General features: G+C 71.2%; 16 protein-coding genes. 8 read left to right on the forward strand and 8 right to left on the reverse strand.

Translation table 11 applies throughout. From position 1 onward, the window contains the following. The first annotated feature begins 102 nt into the window (after window positions 1-102). The 4 genes from AB0D85_RS18395 to AB0D85_RS18410 all read left to right on the forward strand — a co-directional run bounded on the left by AB0D85_RS18395 (window position 103) and on the right by AB0D85_RS18410 (window position 5,197). The gene (locus AB0D85_RS18395) at window positions 103-2,010 is read left to right on the forward strand and encodes a hypothetical protein (RefSeq protein ID WP_362321084.1); all 1,908 of its coding nucleotides are present in this window, start codon (window positions 103-105) and stop codon (window positions 2,008-2,010) included. Window positions 2,011-2,103: 93 nt separating this feature from the next. Continuing rightward, window positions 2,104-2,778 carry a hypothetical protein gene (locus AB0D85_RS18400; RefSeq protein ID WP_362321087.1) on the forward strand — a complete coding sequence of 225 codons (675 nt, stop codon included), beginning with the start codon at window positions 2,104-2,106 and terminating at the stop codon, window positions 2,776-2,778. A 181-nt stretch (window positions 2,779-2,959) separates the two neighbouring features. Next, window positions 2,960-4,138, forward strand: a complete 1,179-nt coding sequence (locus AB0D85_RS18405) for a 4-hydroxybenzoate 3-monooxygenase (RefSeq protein WP_362321089.1) — start codon at window positions 2,960-2,962, stop codon at window positions 4,136-4,138. A gap of 195 nt (window positions 4,139-4,333) precedes the next feature. Further along, the gene (locus AB0D85_RS18410) at window positions 4,334-5,197 is read left to right on the forward strand and encodes a Bax inhibitor-1/YccA family protein (protein ID WP_362321092.1); all 864 of its coding nucleotides are present in this window, start codon (window positions 4,334-4,336) and stop codon (window positions 5,195-5,197) included. Window positions 5,198-5,284: 87 nt separating this feature from the next. On the opposite strand, the gene AB0D85_RS18415 is transcribed toward AB0D85_RS18410, so the two are convergent. Beyond that, entirely contained in the window at window positions 5,285-5,515 is a 231-nt protein-coding gene (locus AB0D85_RS18415; protein ID WP_362321094.1) for a DUF4287 domain-containing protein, read from the reverse strand. A 137-nt stretch (window positions 5,516-5,652) separates the two neighbouring features. Between AB0D85_RS18415 and AB0D85_RS18420 the strand changes: the two genes are divergently transcribed. Continuing rightward, window positions 5,653-5,964, forward strand: a complete 312-nt coding sequence (locus AB0D85_RS18420; protein WP_362321097.1) for a hypothetical protein — start codon at window positions 5,653-5,655, stop codon at window positions 5,962-5,964. 134 nt (window positions 5,965-6,098) lie between these two features. Here AB0D85_RS18420 and AB0D85_RS18425 read toward each other — a convergent pair whose 3' ends face one another. Then, window positions 6,099-6,896 carry a hypothetical protein gene (locus tag AB0D85_RS18425; protein ID WP_362321100.1) on the reverse strand — a complete coding sequence of 266 codons (798 nt, stop codon included), beginning with the start codon at window positions 6,894-6,896 and terminating at the stop codon, window positions 6,099-6,101. Between the two features lie 294 nt (window positions 6,897-7,190). Continuing rightward, window positions 7,191-8,411, reverse strand: coding sequence for an acetyl-CoA C-acetyltransferase (locus tag AB0D85_RS18430; protein WP_362321102.1), 1,221 nt, complete (start codon window positions 8,409-8,411; stop codon window positions 7,191-7,193). Window positions 8,412-8,822: 411 nt separating this feature from the next. On the opposite strand from AB0D85_RS18430, the gene AB0D85_RS18435 reads away from it, so the two are divergent. After that, complete coding sequence (locus AB0D85_RS18435) at window positions 8,823-9,932, forward strand: C1 family peptidase (RefSeq protein WP_362321105.1); 1,110 nt, start codon at window positions 8,823-8,825, stop codon at window positions 9,930-9,932. A 46-nt stretch (window positions 9,933-9,978) separates the two neighbouring features. After that, complete coding sequence (locus AB0D85_RS18440) at window positions 9,979-10,497, forward strand: hypothetical protein (protein ID WP_362321107.1); 519 nt, start codon at window positions 9,979-9,981, stop codon at window positions 10,495-10,497. 55 nt (window positions 10,498-10,552) lie between these two features. On the opposite strand, the gene AB0D85_RS18445 is transcribed toward AB0D85_RS18440, so the two are convergent. Together AB0D85_RS18445 and AB0D85_RS18450 are read right to left on the reverse strand one after the other, a co-directional pair. Next, window positions 10,553-10,897, reverse strand: a complete 345-nt coding sequence (locus tag AB0D85_RS18445; RefSeq protein ID WP_362321110.1) for a protease inhibitor I42 family protein — start codon at window positions 10,895-10,897, stop codon at window positions 10,553-10,555. Window positions 10,898-10,912: 15 nt separating this feature from the next. Then, the gene (locus tag AB0D85_RS18450) at window positions 10,913-11,977 is read right to left on the reverse strand and encodes an SGNH/GDSL hydrolase family protein (protein WP_362321113.1); all 1,065 of its coding nucleotides are present in this window, start codon (window positions 11,975-11,977) and stop codon (window positions 10,913-10,915) included. 149 nt (window positions 11,978-12,126) lie between these two features. Here AB0D85_RS18450 and AB0D85_RS18455 point away from each other — a divergent pair, with 149 nt between their 5' ends. Next, window positions 12,127-13,518, forward strand: coding sequence for a cystathionine beta-synthase (locus tag AB0D85_RS18455; protein ID WP_362321117.1), 1,392 nt, complete (start codon window positions 12,127-12,129; stop codon window positions 13,516-13,518). Between the two features lie 358 nt (window positions 13,519-13,876). Here AB0D85_RS18455 and AB0D85_RS18460 read toward each other — a convergent pair whose 3' ends face one another. From AB0D85_RS18460 to AB0D85_RS18470, 3 genes are all read right to left on the reverse strand, one after another. After that, the gene (locus AB0D85_RS18460; RefSeq protein WP_362321120.1) at window positions 13,877-14,290 is read right to left on the reverse strand and encodes a hypothetical protein; all 414 of its coding nucleotides are present in this window, start codon (window positions 14,288-14,290) and stop codon (window positions 13,877-13,879) included. A gap of 112 nt (window positions 14,291-14,402) precedes the next feature. Then, window positions 14,403-15,026 carry a carbonic anhydrase gene (locus AB0D85_RS18465; protein WP_362321123.1) on the reverse strand — a complete coding sequence of 208 codons (624 nt, stop codon included), beginning with the start codon at window positions 15,024-15,026 and terminating at the stop codon, window positions 14,403-14,405. Between the two features lie 127 nt (window positions 15,027-15,153). Further along, window positions 15,154-16,083, reverse strand: a complete 930-nt coding sequence (locus tag AB0D85_RS18470; protein WP_362321126.1) for an ABC transporter substrate-binding protein — start codon at window positions 16,081-16,083, stop codon at window positions 15,154-15,156. Window positions 16,084-16,093: the final 10 nt, after the last annotated feature.

Genomic DNA, 16,093 nt, shown 5'->3' on the forward strand with positions numbered 1-16,093 from the left:
CGCCCCGGCGGTGGCGCTCCTCCGGCCGTGAGGGCCACAGGGGCCAGGGGGGCCATCGGGGCCTGGGGGGAACTGCATGGGGGATCCGGGGGGAGACCACACATGACGGTGCTCGGAGACGGGACCGCCGCACTGTACGACACGGGCCCGGTGCCCGGACCCGGCGGCTGGCCGGTGACCTACGAGCAGGTGGCGACGGGCAACCTGCCGGTGGTCGACCCGCCGTCGCCGGTCCCGAGGCTCAGCGCGGGACTGCGGCTGCACGGCGAGTACCAGGGGTCGGGTTTCACCGAGCCCAAGTACATCGCCCGTCGGGGGGACGGGCAGGTCGTGCAGCTGTCCAGGCTGCTGTACCTGGTGGCGTCGTCGGTCGACGGCGTCCGCGATGCCGAGGCCATCGCACACCGGGTCAGCGCCCGCTTCGGCCGCGAGGTCAGCGGGGAGAACATCCGCTTCCTCGTCGAGAAGAAGCTTCAGCCGCTGGGTGTGACGGTCCCGGAGGGCCAGGAGGACGACGAGGTCGACGCCCCGCGCTCCGACCTGCTGCTGGCCCTCAAGGGCCACCGGGTGATCTTCAACGAGAAGCGGACGACGAAGATCGCGCGTTCGCTGGCGTGGCTGCACCGGCCGGCCGTGGTCGCGCTGGTGCTGGGCTCGGCCGTCGCCATGGACGTCTGGCTGTTCGGGTTCTTCGGGGCGATCGAACCGGTCCTGGAGGTGCTCGACCAGCCGGTCCTGATCCTCGTCGTCTTCGTGCTCACCGTGGCCTCCCTCGTCTTCCACGAGTTCGGCCACGCCTCCGCGTGCAGATACGGAGGGGCCCGGCCCGGCTGCATCGGGTGCGGGCTCTTCCTCATCTGGCCCTCGATGTACACCGACGTCACCGACGTCTACCGGATCGGACGGGCCGGCCGGCTCCGCACCGACCTGGGCGGCGTCTACTTCAACGTCGTCTTCATGCTGGCCATGGCCGGCGCCTACTTCGCCACCGGGGCCCAGTTCTTCCTGGCCACGGTGTACCTCGGGCACTTCGAGATCATGGAGCAGCTGATGCCGGCCGTACGGCTGGACGGCTACTACATCCTCGGCGACCTGGCCGGGGTCCCGGACCTGTACGGCAAGATCAAGCCGATCCTGCTGGGCCTGGTGCCGGGGCCGAAGGGGGACAAGGCCCGCCAGGAGGTCGCCGGGCTGAAGAAGTCGGCCCGCGCGATCGTCGCCACCTGGGTGCTGACGATGGTCCCGCTGATCATCGGCGAACTCGGCTACGCCCTGTGGAACCTGCCGCGGATCCTCACCACGATGACCCGCTCGCTGACCGAGCAACTCCTGGGCACCGGCTCGGCGTTCGTGGACGGGAAGATCGTCGAGGGGCTGGTCGGGACCATCGGCTGCGTGATGCTGCTGTGCCCGATGGCCGGTGTCGTCTATCTGTCCGTGAAGATCGGCGGACGGATCATCCGGGCCGCGAAACGGTCGACGGCGGGCCGGCCCCGGCTCCGGCTGGTGGTCTGCGCCCTCGCCCTCGCCGGGCTCACCGGTCTCAGCTATGCCTGGGTGTCCGGGATGACCCCGAAGCCGCTGCCGAAGCAGCCGCCGATCGCACCGATCCTCCAGCCGGGGGTGCCGACCACGGCACCGCCGCCGCCGCGGCAGGCCTCGACCCCGGAGCCGACGGGTTCCGGTGCCCCGTCGGACACGGTGTCCGGGGTGCCGGGCGCCTCGCCCGGGGCGAGCGCCGGGCCCTCGGCCGAGGAGTCCGCACGCGGTGCGTCCGCCTCGGCGTCGCCGTCCGCCTCGGTGTCGGCCGCCCCCGGCAAGGGCGCCACCAAGTCGCCGGTGCCCTCCAGCGGGGGAACGGCCGCCGATCCGACGCCCACGCTGTCGGAGAGCGCCCCGGCGTCCCCGACGCCCACACCGTCGGAGAGCGTCCCGGCGTCCGAGACGCCCAGCTCGTCCGCGCCGCCGGCCAGCGCCTCGTCGAGCCCTCCGGCCCCGGCCACGTCCTGACGAGAGCCGGCGGGCCGTCGTACGCCTCGTGGGCACCGCGTACGACGGCCCACGGTCACCGAACCACCTACCGCAGGAACACAGGAGCAAGCCATGAGCAGTCACCGAAAACCACGCACCACCGCAGGCCCGCTCACCCGACGGGCCGTCCGGATCGGCCTGTTCGCCGCCGGGGTCGCCGGGGCGGCCACCGCCGTACCCGCGCAGGCGGCCACCCTGGCACCGCACGCCGCGTTCGCCTCCGACCATGTCTTCAGCCACGCCGACCGGGGGCACCACACCCAGACCAGGGACTCGTTCACGGTCCGTCAGTTCGGCACGGTGAACGCCGCCACCGCACGCAACCAGGCCAACGCCGTCGGGGCCGGCTGCTCGGTGGACGACCACTGCCGTTCGGTGGCGCTGTCCTTCCAGATCGTCACGATCGCCGGGGAGCACACGCACCTGAACGCGGTGAACCTGAGCGACGCCGCCAACAAGGAGTGCACGGGCTGCCAGACCCTGGCCGGTGCCTACCAGTTCGTCGTCTCCACGCCGACCGCGCTGCGCTTCGACGACGCCACCCGCGGCAAGCTCGACGACATCCACCGCCGGCTGGACGAGCTGACCCGCTCCACGCTGCCCGCCGCCGACCTGCGCACGAAGGTCGACGGGCTCGCCGCCGAGGTCACCACCGTCCTCCATGACGCGGTCGCGAACGCCCCGAAGGGCGATCCGAAGACCGATGTCACCCTGCACCGCCACCTGGACGGCTGGCCGGGCCACTGACCCCGCCCCGCCGTCCCGTGTTCCGGCCGTTCTGCCCCACCGCCTCCAGCGGGCCGGGCGGCCGGGCACGCGCGGCGGACATCGCGTGTGTCCATTGACAGGGGGTACATCCCGACGGAGACTCGGGGAAACTCGGTGAAGGAAATTTCACCAGGCGAACCGCAAGGGAAGGGAACGACCGATGCGCACCACCGTCGGCATCATCGGAGCCGGACCCGCCGGGCTCCTCCTCGCGCGGCTGCTGCACAACGCGGGCATCGACTCGGTCGTCCTGGAGAGCCGCGACCGCGCCTACGTCGAACACCGCCAGCGCGCCGGGATCCTGGAGCAGGGCACGGTGGACGTGCTGCGCACGGTCGGCGCCGGGGAGCGCATGGACCGCGAGGGCCTGCGCCACGACGGCATCGAGCTGCGGTTCGCGAAGAGGCGTCACCGCGTGGACTTCCCCGGCCTCACCGGCGGCCGGTCCGTGACGGTCTACGCCCAGACCGAGGTCTGCAAGGACCTGATCGCCCTCCAGCTCAAGGAGGGCGGCCCGCTGGTCTTCGAGGCGGAGGCGCTGGAGGTCGAGGGCGCCGAGAGCGAGCGGCCGCGGGTGCGGTTCCGGCACGAGGGCCGGGAGGACATCCTGGAGTGCGCGTACGTCGTCGGCTGCGACGGCTTCTGGGGAGTCGCCCGCAAGGCGTTCCCGGAGTCCCTCTCCCGGGTCTTCGAACGGACGTACCCCTACGCCTGGCTGGGCATCCTCGCGGACGTCGCCCCCTCCCACGACGAACTGGTCTACGCCCGTCACGACCGCGGCTTCGCCCTGCTCTCCATGCGCTCCCCGTCCGTCTCCCGCCTCTACCTCCAGGTCCCGGCCGACACGGACGCCGAGGCGTGGCGCGACGAGGAGATCTGGGACGAACTGGAGCGGCGCTTCGAGACCGACGACGACTGGCGCCTGGAGCGCGGGCCGATCACCCAGAAGTCGGTCACGCCCATGCGGTCGTACGTCCACGAGCCCATGCGGCACGGACGGCTCTTCCTGGCCGGGGACGCCGCCCACATCGTGCCGCCGACCGGCGCCAAGGGGCTGAACCTCGCCGTCGGCGACGTGGTCACCCTCGCCCGGGCCCTCGCCCACGAGCAGGAGACGGGCTCGCCCGAACTGCTGGAGACCTACTCGGAAACCTGCCTGCGCCGGATCTGGCAGGCCGAGCGGTTCTCGTACGACATGACGACCCTGCTCCACCCCGGCCCCGACGACACCCCCTTCGACGCCCGCCTCCAGCTGGCCCGCCTCGGCCGGATCGCCTCCTCCAGGGCGGCCGAGACCGACCTGGCGGAGGCCTACACCGGCTTCCCCCTGGACATCTGACCTGTCTCTGGCCGATTCCGGTCATGTAGCGGCTTCGTCATGGAATGAAGCCCTCCATGGCCGGGAATCAGGGGTCCGCGTAGCGTGTTGCGCAGCACGGTGAGGGAAAGATCCTCCGCAGGTAGTAGGGTCAGTCTTTTGCCAATCCATTACTCTTGACGCCAAGGCCACGCACGGTGGCCATGGAGGAGTGAAATGAGGAGCAGCAACCCGGTCTTCTCGCGACGGGGGTTCAGCCGCGACAACGGCTACGCGGGCTTCAACACCGCGCCGCAGGCCGGGTACGCACAGGGCGGCAACCCGTACGCGCAGAACCCGTACGCGAACAACCCGTACGCCCAGCAGGACGTCCAGCAGGGCGCCCCGCCGCAGGCCCCGGCCTCCACCGGCCGCATGACCATGGACGACGTCATCACGCGCTCCGCGATGACGCTCGGCACGGTCGCCGTCGGCGCGGCCCTCGCCTGGGCCCTGCTGCCGGTCTCCGCCACCAGCTACGGCCTGGCCTTCGGCTCCGCGATCGTCGCGATGGTCCTGGCGCTGATCCAGAGCTTCAAGCGCACCCCGGTACCCGCGCTGATCCTGGGCTACGCCGCCTTCGAGGGCGTCTTCCTCGGTGTCATCAGCGAGATGTACAACAGCCAGTGGAGCGGTGCCCCGTTCCAGGCGGTGCTCGGCACCATGGCGGTCTCGGGCGCGACGCTGCTGGTCTACAAGGCCGGCTGGATCCGCGTCACCGCCCGCTACGCCCGTATCGGCATGTCCATCGCCATCGCCTTCGTGGTGGTCATGGCGGTCAACCTGCTGCTGGTCGCGTTCGGCGTCGCCGAGAACGGCGGTCTGCGCAGCATGGGCCCGCTCGGTGCGCTCGTCGGCATCATCGCGATCCTGCTCGGCGCGTTCTTCCTGACCCTCGACTTCAAGCAGATCGAGGACGGCATCGCGTACGGCGCCCCGAAGAACGAGGCCTGGCTGGCCGCGTTCGGCCTCACCCTGACGCTGGTGTGGATCTACGTCGAGATGCTGCGCCTGGTGGCGATCTTCAGCAGTAACGACTAGCTCGACGGCACGCTTTCGCAAGTGAGCTGAGAAGGGCCCCGGGTCACCGCCCCAGGGCCCTTCGCCGTCTGTGGTGTCGTTGCGCGCCTAGAGCAGTTTGCGCGCGGCCCTCCTCAGGTCGTACTCGTGGACCAGTGCCTTCGCGTGGCCGTACGCGAGGTTGTATTCGTGGCGGAGCCAGCTGACCTTCTCCTCGAAGCGGAAGAGGGACGGGCCTTCGTCGACGGTACGCAGCCAGTCGGACACTTCACGACCGGTGCAGTGGGGGATGCGGGCGAGCATATTGCGATGGGTCTCCTCGGAGAAGACTTGGGACATCGGCGCCTCCGGTGCGCAAAGGGGGTTGTAGCCGGTCCTTCACGTCACCGTGCCTGAGTGTTGGCGTGTTGGCAACAGTCATGACAGGACAGCCGGGTCCTGCCGGGAGAGCCGACGGGAGGCGTTACGCTCGCCGCGTGGTTGATACGACGCCTCTTACCCGTGCAGTGGAGCACTTCGCCGACAAGTTGAGGGCGGCACCGCAGAGCCGGTTGCAGCGGGGGGCGGCCGCGGAGGCGCTGGCGCTGGCCAGGCAGTTGGCCAACTGGGCGCAGGCGGTCGAGGAACCGGGCGGTGAGGCTCGCGAGATGCCGGACGCGGGGATGTTCGCCGTCGCCGACCAAATCACCGTGGCCGGGAACGACTTGGCGGTGGTGCTGGAGAGCGACGCCGAGGTCGGCGACGCGGTGCGGATGGTGGAGGAGGCGCAGAAGAGGGCGGGGGTGTAGCGCCGGTGGCGGGTGCGGCGCCGTCGTGGCTGGTCGCGCAGTTCCCCGCGCCCCTAAAAGCCCCTTCAGGGGCGCGGGGAACTGCGCGAGCAACCCCCACGCACCCGCACCCGACAACGCACCTTCGCGCACCCTCAGAGCGACGCGATGACCCTGTCCGCCAGGATGTACACGTTCTCCGCCCCGCACGCGAACGTCAGCGTGTACGCGCCCGAGATCCCCGACCCGCCCAGCAGGTACGGCGTCTCACCGGCGCTCAGGGCGGCAGCCAACCGCTCCGCCGTCTCGCGGTGCCCCGGTGTCATGCACAGCGTCGTGCCGTCGGCGAAGACATAGACGTCCAGCGTGCCCAGCGGCCCCGGGCGCACATCGGAGAGTTCGACCTGCGACTCGGCCAGCTGCTCCAGCGTCGCGACCGTGCGCTCATGGTCGTTCACCACCGGCGACTGCACCGGTACGAAGTCGGGGTGGGACGGGTGGCGCCGGCGGGCCGCGGACAGTTCCGGCGACTCTCCCCCGGCGGCACCGCCGGTGAACTCGTCCGTCTCGGACGCCGGCTCGGCGACCGGCTCCAGGCCCACGAAGTCGCCCTGCCGGGGCAGGAACAGCTCGCTGTCCGCCAGGCCCAGCAGCGAAGGCGTGTCGGAGGCGTCACGCGCCTCCTGCGCGGCCCAGAAGGCGCGTGCCTCGGCCAGCTCCCGCTCCCGCTCCTCGGCCAGTGCCTCCGCCACCGCGGCGCGTATCTCCTCGGCGTCCATGTGGCTGCGGGCCGCCGGCATCAGCGCCCGCAGGGTCGCGGCCTGGTTCTGGGCGAGCTGGGTGTGCAGCTCGGCGACCTGGCGGCGCAGCTTCATCACGGTGCGCAGGACAGCGACGCCCACGGCGCCCGTGGCGGCCGTGGTGAGCAGCAAGGCGATCGGCATGGCGCTCACTGACGTACTCCCGGTTCAAAGTCGACCCCCGACTTCCTACATCAGCTTGAAGGGTGGACTATCAAGCTGTCAGTGCGTAACGTCACGAAACGGGCAGGGGATTGACCCTGGGGTTTGCTCGGACAGCCGCCCTGACCTGCGGAGATATATCCGCAGAGGGAGATAGGTCACATCCTGGGGGAGATTGGATCACAAATCGGCCCGGTGTTCGGGGTTTTCTCGAACACCGGGCCGTGGTGTCACGGTGGGTTCCGTGACGGTCACTCAGGGATCACTCGGGGGTCGTGCGGTGCCTCAGCTCAGGCGCTCGATGACCATCGCCATGCCCTGGCCGCCGCCGACGCACATCGTCTCCAGGCCGAACTGCTTGTCGTGGAACTGGAGGGAGTTGACGAGCGTGCCGGTGATGCGGGCGCCGGTCATGCCGAAGGGGTGGCCGACGGCGATGGCGCCGCCGTTCACGTTCAGCTTCTCCAGCGGGATGTCCAGGTCGCGGTAGGAGGGGATCACCTGGGCGGCGAACGCCTCGTTGATCTCGACCAGGTCGATGTCGTCGATGGTGAGGCCGGCGCGCCGCAGCGCCTGCTTGCTCGCCTCCACCGGGCCGAGGCCCATGATCTCGGGGGAGAGGCCGGTGACACCGGTCGACACGATGCGGGCGAGCGGGGTGAGGCCGAGCTCGCGGGCCTTGGTGTCGCTCATGATGACGACCGCGGCGGCGCCGTCGTTCAGCGGGCAGCAGTTGCCGGCCGTGACCAGGCCGTCGGGGCGGAAGACCGGCTTCAGACCGGCGACGCCCTCCAGGGTGACGCCGGCGCGCGGGCCGTCGTCCTTGCTGACGACCGTGCCGTCGGGCAGGGTCACCGGGGTGATCTCGCGCTCCCAGAAGCCGTTCTTGATGGCTTCCTCGGCGAGATTCTGCGAGCGGACCCCGAACTCGTCCATGTCCTGGCGCGTGACGCCCTTGATGCGGGCCAGGTTCTCGGCGGTCTGGCCCATCGCGATGTACGGGTCGGGGAGCAGGCCGTCCTCGCGCGGGTCGTGCCAGGTGGAGCCCTCGGACGCGGCCGTGGCGGCGGTACGGGCCTGCGCCTCGGCGAAGATCGGGTTCATGGTGTCCGGGAGACCGTCCGAGCTGCCCTTGGCGTAGCGGGAGACCATCTCGACACCGGCCGAGATGAAGACGTCGCCCTCGCCGGCCTTGATCGCGTGCAGGGCCATGCGGCTCGTCTGGAGCGACGAGGAGCAGTAGCGGGTGATCGTGGTGCCGGGCAGGTGGTCCATGCCCATCTGCACGGCGACGATCCGGCCGAGGTTGTAGCCCTGCTCGCCGCCGGGGAGACCGCAGCCGAGCATCAGGTCGTCGATGTCCCTCGGGTCCAGCCCGGGGACCTTCGCGAGGGCGGCCTGGATGATCGTCGCGGTGAGGTCGTCGGGGCGCAGGTCCTTCAGGGAGCCCTTGACGGCGCGGCCGATCGGGGAGCGGGCGGTCGAGACGATGACGGCTTCGGGCATCACGGCTCCATTGGCATGCGGGGATTGTGCTTGGGAAGTTACCCGTACGTATGTCATCGGTCACGGGGGTCCGGGTGTGACACTGGCCGCACTTTCTAAGCGCTTGCTTGGGGCGTCGGCGTCAAGGGACCGTGCCGTGGGCTGAGCGTGCCCGGGCCCTTCCAACGGCCGAACGGGCCCGCAGCACGCGTCCGGCACCCGGTGTGCGCCCGTGGCGCGGGTACCGCCGGGCGGGCCGCCGTACCCGCGTCTCCCCGCCGCGCGCTCCGAGTGGCGGACCCCACTGCCGGAGTGTCCACTGGGTCCGACGGCGAAGGTGCCGAGCCGCCCGCCGGGGCGGCCCTGGCCTGCCCGGTTCCCCTTCCGGCCCGCTTCGCCCCCGTCTCCCTTCCCTGCACGAGAGGCGTTCGCATGCCTGTGAACGAACCCATGGACCTGGCAGCCCTGAGGACGACGCTGGAAAGCGCCGGCAGCCCCTGGCGGTCGACCGGCAACTCCATCACCCGCCTGACCGAGGAGCAGCGCGTCCGGCGGCTCGGTGTCCCCTTCGACGGGGCCGAGCACGCCGAGATCATGGCGGCTCAGGACCAGCACCGAGAGGCCGCGCTGGCCGCCGCGTCCCAGGCGGCGGAGCTGCCCGCGGCGTTCGACCTCCGCTCCATCGGGGGCGTGGACTACACGACCCCCGTGAAGGACCAGGGGAACTGCGGTTCCTGTTGCGCCTTCGGCACCGTGGCGACCATGGAGCACGTGCTCCGCTACACCGACCGCGCGCCCTACCTGCCGGCCGACCTCTCCGAGGCCCACGCCTTCTACGGCTACGGGCGTGAGGCCGGGGCCAACTGCGACACCGGCTGGCTTCCGGAGCCGCTGCTGGAGAAGGCACGCTCCTCCGGCATCACCTTCGAGGACTACTTCCCCTACACGGCGGGGAACCAGGACTCCAGCAGGCTCAACGCGGACTGGCCCAACCGCCGCGCCAACGTCGTGAACTGGACGAACGACACCAACGACCCCGTGGCGATCAAGCGTGACATCGCCACCTACGGCTCCACCGTCGCCTGCATGTTCGTCTACCAGGACTTCTTCAGCTACGGCGGAGGCGTCTACCGGCGGCAGACCGACAAGGTCGCCGGCGGCCACTGCGTCTGCCTCGTCGGCTACGACGACGCGCAGTCCTGCTGGATCGCCAAGAACAGCTGGGGCCCCGACTGGGGCGAGCACGGCTTCTTCCGGATCGGCTACGGCGAGTGCGGCATCGAGAGCTGGCACAACTGCGGCGTCCAGGGCGTCACACTGCGCGCCTGGCTGGAGGACCAGCGCATCCTCGGCCTGTGGAGCAACGAGGCCGACGCCAACGTGTGGGCCTACGGCGAGCAGCGCGGCTGGCTGAGCCTGGGCAGCGACGTGGCCGCGACCGACGCGGCGATGCTCGCCGAACTCGCCGCCTCGAAGTCCGCCGGCGCCAAGGTGGGCCTGTTCGAGGACGACGGACACATCCAGCAGATCTACGCCTGGTGACAGCCCCCGTGAGCAACGAGACCGTACGCGACCGCAGGAGTACACGATGAGCCCGACGCAGACGAGCACGCTCGAAGCGCCCACCACCAGGACCCGCACCGGGTACAGCGCGACCACGGTCCCCGTGAACGGCAACGCCGGCCGTCCGGTCATGCCCCCGCCCGGTGTGGAGGTGGGGCTCTCGGCGATCCCGATCACCGAGTCCGGCAAGCCGAAGAGCGACGCCATGACGATCCGGTTCGCGGAGACGGTGATCGGCGAGGCCCGCCCCCTGGTGCACCCCGACGCCCGGGCCACCGAACAGGCCGTCCAGGCCATCGAGGCGGGCGGCTCCGCCACGGCCGTGTGGACCCAGAACGTCATGGTCGACGGCATGTGGTGCATGGACCAGCCCCGCAACGCGCACCTGCACGTCAAGGGCGGTGTGTGGAAGAAGATCTTCAACGGTTCCGACGCCGCGTTCACGGCGCTGACCACGCTGGCGTCCCAGGCCCGTGAGTCGGGCCGGCCGATCAGCTTCCGCGAGGAGCCCGACGGGATGGTCCACGAGATCTACCTCTGGTGAACCGTCCGGCACCGCCGGCAGGGCCGTCCCGTGAAGGGGCGGCCCTGTCCCGCGTTCAGCCGCCGGTGCCGGTGCCGGTGCCGGTGCCGGTGCCGGCGACCGTGATCCGGACGCTGACCCGGTCCTGGACCCGGTCCTCCCAGGGCCGCTTCAGCGCCAGCTCCACCACGGCCTCGCCGGCCCCCGTCGGACGGATGCGCACGAACCGTTGCCCTCCGGCCCCCGGCAGCGGCTCTCCGGGCGGCTCGTACGCGTCGTCGGCCACCCGCACGGGGCCGTCGACCCGCTCCACGGACCAGAGATAGCCGGTGGTGGCGTTCTCCGGGAGCTGGACGACGACCTCGTCACCGAGGGACACGCTGATCTCGGGGACCGGCGGTGAGACCCGTACCTCGCTCATGCACGCACCTTGCCTCTATCTGTCCTGGTTCGTCGTCGCGGGGCTCGACCGCGCCTCCCCGGCGACCGGGTCGGCCGGCGGGGCGGGCGGCTCGACGCGGTGCCGCCGGCGGCGCTTCAGCAGGGCCCACGGTCCCCGGGGCCCGGTCGGCATCGCCGCCGTGACCTCCGTGCCGGGCTCCGCCGCCGCCTCCGCCGCCGCGCGGGCGACCGGCAGGAAGCCCTCCCGGCGGCTGACGTCGGGCCGTTCCTCCTCCGCCGGCCACAGGCCCAGGGCCGCGCAGACCGTCGGCAGCACCGCCATCGCCGCCGTGGCGTAGCCCTCCGCCGAGGGGTGGTAGTTGTCGGGTCCGAACAGCTCGCGCGGGTTCTCCGCGAACTCGGGACCCAGCAGATCGCCCAGCGACACCGTGCGGCCGCCCTGCTCCACCGTCCCGATCGTCTGGGCCGCCGCCAGCTGCCGGGACGCCCGCCGGGCCAGCCAGCGCAACGGCTGTCGTACCGGCTCGATCGTGCCCAGGTCGGGACAGGTGCCGACCACCACCTCCGCGCCGGCCGTGCGCAGCCGCCGTACCGCCGCCGAGAGATGGCGCACCGAGCGGGTCGGCGGCATCCGGCGCGTGACGTCGTTCGCGCCGATCATGATCACGCACACGTCGGGGGCGGGCGCCGACGAGCCCAGGACCAGGGCGACCTGCCGGTCCAGGTCGTCGGACTGGGCGCCGGGCCGGGCCACGTTGCTGAGTACCACCGGGCGCTCCGCGACGGCCGCGAGGCCCGACGCCAGCAGCGCGCCCGGTGTCTGCGCCGCCCGGTGCACACCCTGGCCCGCCGCCGTGGAGTCGCCGAGCACCGTCAGCCGCAGGGGCGGCTCACCGATGCCGTACCCGTCGCCGTACCGGCCGTCCGCGGCCGGCACCCGGCCGCCGCTGTTCCCGTTGTTCACCCGGGTCCTGGCCATCCGCACCTCGGCCAGCACCAGCCCCACCGCGGCCGCGCCGACCAGCCCGATCCCGCCGCCGCCGTACGCCGCACCGGCCGCGATACGCCGGGCCACCCGCGCCCTCGACATGCTCGTCATGCGTCGCCGCCACCTCCTCGTTGCCGTACATCCACTCCTTGCCCCGTACGGACCGTCCGCCAATCTCAACGGGGAGTGAACCTCCGAGGTGCCCCGTAGTCTGGCGGCACCACCAAGACCACTTCTTTTGCAAGCAACCGGAGACAACGGTGCGATTCCACGACTCGATGATCAGTCTCGTCGGCAACACCCCGCTGGTGAGACTCAACAGCGTCACCCAGGGCATCCAGGCCACCGTCCTCGCCAAGGTCGAGTACTTCAACCCGGGCGGGTCCGTGAAGGACCGCATCGCCCTGCGGATGATCGAGGCCGCGGAGAAGAGCGGGGAGCTGCAGCCCGGGGGGACCATCGTCGAGCCGACCAGCGGGAACACCGGGGTGGGGCTGGCGATCGTGGCCCAGCAGAAGGGGTACAAGTGCATCTTCGTGTGCCCCGACAAGGTGAGCACCGACAAGATCAACGTACTGCGGGCGTACGGGGCCGAGGTCGTGGTCTGCCCCACCGCCGTGGACCCGGAGCACCCGGACTCCTACTACAACGTCTCCGACCGGCTGGTGCGGGAGACCCCCGGCGCCTGGAAGCCGGACCAGTACTCCAACCCGAACAACCCCCTGTCGCACTATCACTCGACCGGCCCCGAGCTGTGGGAGCAGACGGAGGGGCGGATCACCCATTTCGTCGCGGGCGTGGGGACCGGCGGCACCATCTCCGGCACCGGCCGCTATCTGAAGGACGCCAGTGAGGGGCGGGTCCAGGTGATCGGCGCGGACCCGGAGGGCTCCGTGTACTCCGGCGGTTCCGGGCGGCCGTACCTCGTCGAGGGCGTCGGCGAGGACTTCTGGCCGACCGCCTACGACCGGAGCGTCGCCGACGAGATCGTCGCCGTGTCCGACAAGGACTCCTTCCAGATGACCCGGCGCCTCGCGAAGGAGGAGGGGCTGCTGGTGGGCGGCTCCTGCGGGATGGCGGTCGTCGCCGCGCTGCGGGTGGCCGAGCGGCTCGGCCCGGACAATGTCGTGGTCGTCCTCCTCCCGGACAGCGGCCGGGGCTACCTCAGCAAGATCTTCAACGACGAGTGGATGGCCGACTACGGCTTCCTGGAGGACGAGGGCCCCAGCGCCCGCGTCGGCGACGTGCTCAGCGACAAGGCGGGCGGCTCCATCCCCTCCCTCGTCCACATGCACCCCGAGGAGACGGTCGGCCAGGCCATCGAGGTGCTGCGTGAGTACGGCGTCTCGCAGATGCCCGTCGTCAAGCCGGGCGCCGGCCACCCGGACGTGATGGCCGCCGAGGTCGTCGGCTCGGTCGTCGAACGCGAGCTGCTGGACGCGCTGTTCAGCAAGCGGGCCTCCCTGGAGGACCCGCTGGAGAAGCACATGTGCGCACCGCTGCCGCAGGTCGGTTCCGGCGAGCCGGTCGCGGACCTGATGTCGGTACTGGGCGCGGCGGACGCGGCCATCGTCCTCGTCGAGGGCAAGCCGACGGGCGTGGTCAGCCGGCAGGACCTGCTGGCGTTTCTCGCCAAGGGCGGCAAGCAGTAACGAACGTCCGGTGAACGAGCCGTGAACCGGGGGAACTTGCTGTTTCCCCACCCGGGTGACGGACTTCGCGGAAGTGGTACGAGCGTGTCACGTACACGCAGCACACGCTTAACACGGGTCCGGCACATTAGTGGGTGTCGGCAGGGCGGGAGCGGCTCCCCGCCCCAGCCGGCACCGAACGTCCAAGGACCTCCGGAGCGGCTCCCGGACCTCCATGGACGCCCGGACGTGAGACCCGGCCCTGACCCGGTCCATGTCCCTCGCGGGGACCGCCGTCGTCCCGCCCCCCGGTAACGGGGGTGCGGCGGTCCCCGCGCATTACTTTTCCCGCGCCTTCTCCTGTACGGCCGACCTGGGCTCAGTCCTCGTGGTCGCGGCCGGGGCGGCCGAACAGGCCGGGGTTGAGGCGGACGGCCTGGGCCATGTTGACGCCGACGATGCCGACCCACGTGGCGATCAGGCCCGTCATGCCCGCGAAGGCGCCGCCGATCGCCGACAGCGGGATCGCCAGCACCAGCGAGACGATCCCGAAGCCGAACCGCTCGCCCCAGGTGTCGCTGCCCTTCGGCCTCCGCGCACCCCGGGCCGCCTGCATCTGCTGCTCGGCCAGACCCCGGCGCAGCCGGCGCTCCACCGCGCCGTCGATGCGCTGGTCGAGCTTCTCCAGGAAGGAGTCGGCCAGTTCCGACTCGTACTCCGGCCCCAGTTCCCTGCGGGCGTGCAGGGTGGCGGCGAGGTCCTTCTTCAGGTCGGTGTCATGCGCGTCCGTCATGGCGTCCACGGTAGGGAGCCCGGGTGCCCGCCGCACTGGGGCAATCCCCCGCATCCGCCCGGGGGGCCGCCTTCGAGGCAGCCCCCCGGGGCCGCCAACTCAGGTCAGCCTCTCAGGGCAGCAGCGAGACCAGGCCGCTGTCCGGGTCGAACCGCGCCGCGACCACCGACGCCCCCGCGAACGCGGAGTCCGCCCGGATCGCGTCCCGCACCCACACCGTGTGCGCCCGCACGGTGTGCCCGGCCCAGTCGCCGGGCAGCCCCCTGGTGCGACGGGCGGCCGGGGCGATCTCGTCGACGAGGAGTTCCAGGTGGCCGGGGACCCGCGCGCCGGTGCGCAGAAGGCCGAGGGTGGCGGCGACGGCCCCGCAGCGCTCGTGGCCGAGCACCACGACCAGCGGGACGCGCAGCTCCTCCACGCCGTACTGGATCGAACCGAGCACCGCCTCGTCCAGCACCTGACCGGCGGTCCTTATGCACAGCAGGTCGCCGAGCCCCTGGTCGAAGACCAGCTCGGGGACGACCTGGGAGTCGATGCAGCCGAGGACGACGGCGAACGGACGCCGTCCGGCGGTCCCGTCGCGGCGGGCGCGGCCGGTGGCGAAACGCCGGTTGCCCTCGAGCAGTTCGTCGAGGGCGGCGCTCGCCGAGGAGGGGGCGACGGCCGCCGAGGAGAAGGCGGCGGTCGGCGCGCCGACCGCGGTGGCCGTCGGAAAGGCCCTGGGGGTGGAGGCCATGACGCTTCCTCAGGTGAGGGTGCCGGTACAGTCTGATCACTGTACGCGGCGGAAACGTTACACTCCGTATCGATTTAACGACCCTTGGCAGGATCATCGCCCGGGCGATACCCGGGGTGCGACCCGCTCAGGCCAGCCCGTGCTGCTTGGCGTACGCCGCCGCCACGTCCTCCGGGTCCTTCTTGTCGTTGTCGACCAGGCTGTTGAGCTGGGTGAGCTGCTCGGTGGTGAGGACGTTGCCGAGCCGGGCGAGGGCCTTGCGGACCGTGTCGTCGGCCTTGCGGTCGGCGATCAGCGGCACGATGTGCTGGCTGGGGATCAGGTTCTTCGGGTCGGCCAGCACCACCCAGCCGTTGGCCGCGATGTCCGTGTCCGTGGTGAAGAGGTTCGCCACGTCCACGTCGCCCTTCTTCAGCGCGCCCTTGACCAGCGGCCCGTCCGAGTCCAGCGACTTGAACTCCTTGAACTCGACGCCGTACACCTCCTGCAGCCCGATCGCGCCCACCCGGCGCTTCTTCACCTCGGGCGCGGCGCCGATGACCAGCTTGCCGTTCTGCTTGGCCAGGTCGGCCAGCGAGGTCAGGCCGTACTTCCGGGCGGTCGCCCGGGTGACCACGAAGCAGTCGGAGTCGGCGGCCTGTCCGTACGGCAGCACCTGGAGACCGCTGGGCAGCGCCATCGTCAGCGCGTTCTGCATGGTGCCCGGCTCAGCCGAGTCGTCCTTCGGGGCCAGGTAGTTGAGCAGGGCGCCCTGGTACTCGGGCAGCAGGTCGATGTCGCCCGCCCTGAGCGCGGGGATCACGATCTCCCGGGTGCCGAGGTTCGGGCGGACCTTCACCTTCACGCCGGCCTTCTGGAGCACGGCCGCGTAGAGGTAGCCGAGTACCTGGTTCTCGGTGAAGTTGGCGGTGCCGATGGTGATCCCGCCCTTGCTGGAGCCGCCGCCGGCGGTCGAGCCGCTGCTCTCGTTCAGCGAGGTGATGCCGCCGGAGCAGGCGGCGAGGGCGGGGACGGAGCCGGCGGCGAGCAGGCCACCGAGGAGGGTGCGACGGTTCATCTTCGGGTTC

The organism is Streptomyces sp. NPDC048277, from assembly GCF_040652235.1.
Classification (GTDB): Bacteria; Actinomycetota; Actinomycetes; order Streptomycetales; family Streptomycetaceae; genus Streptomyces.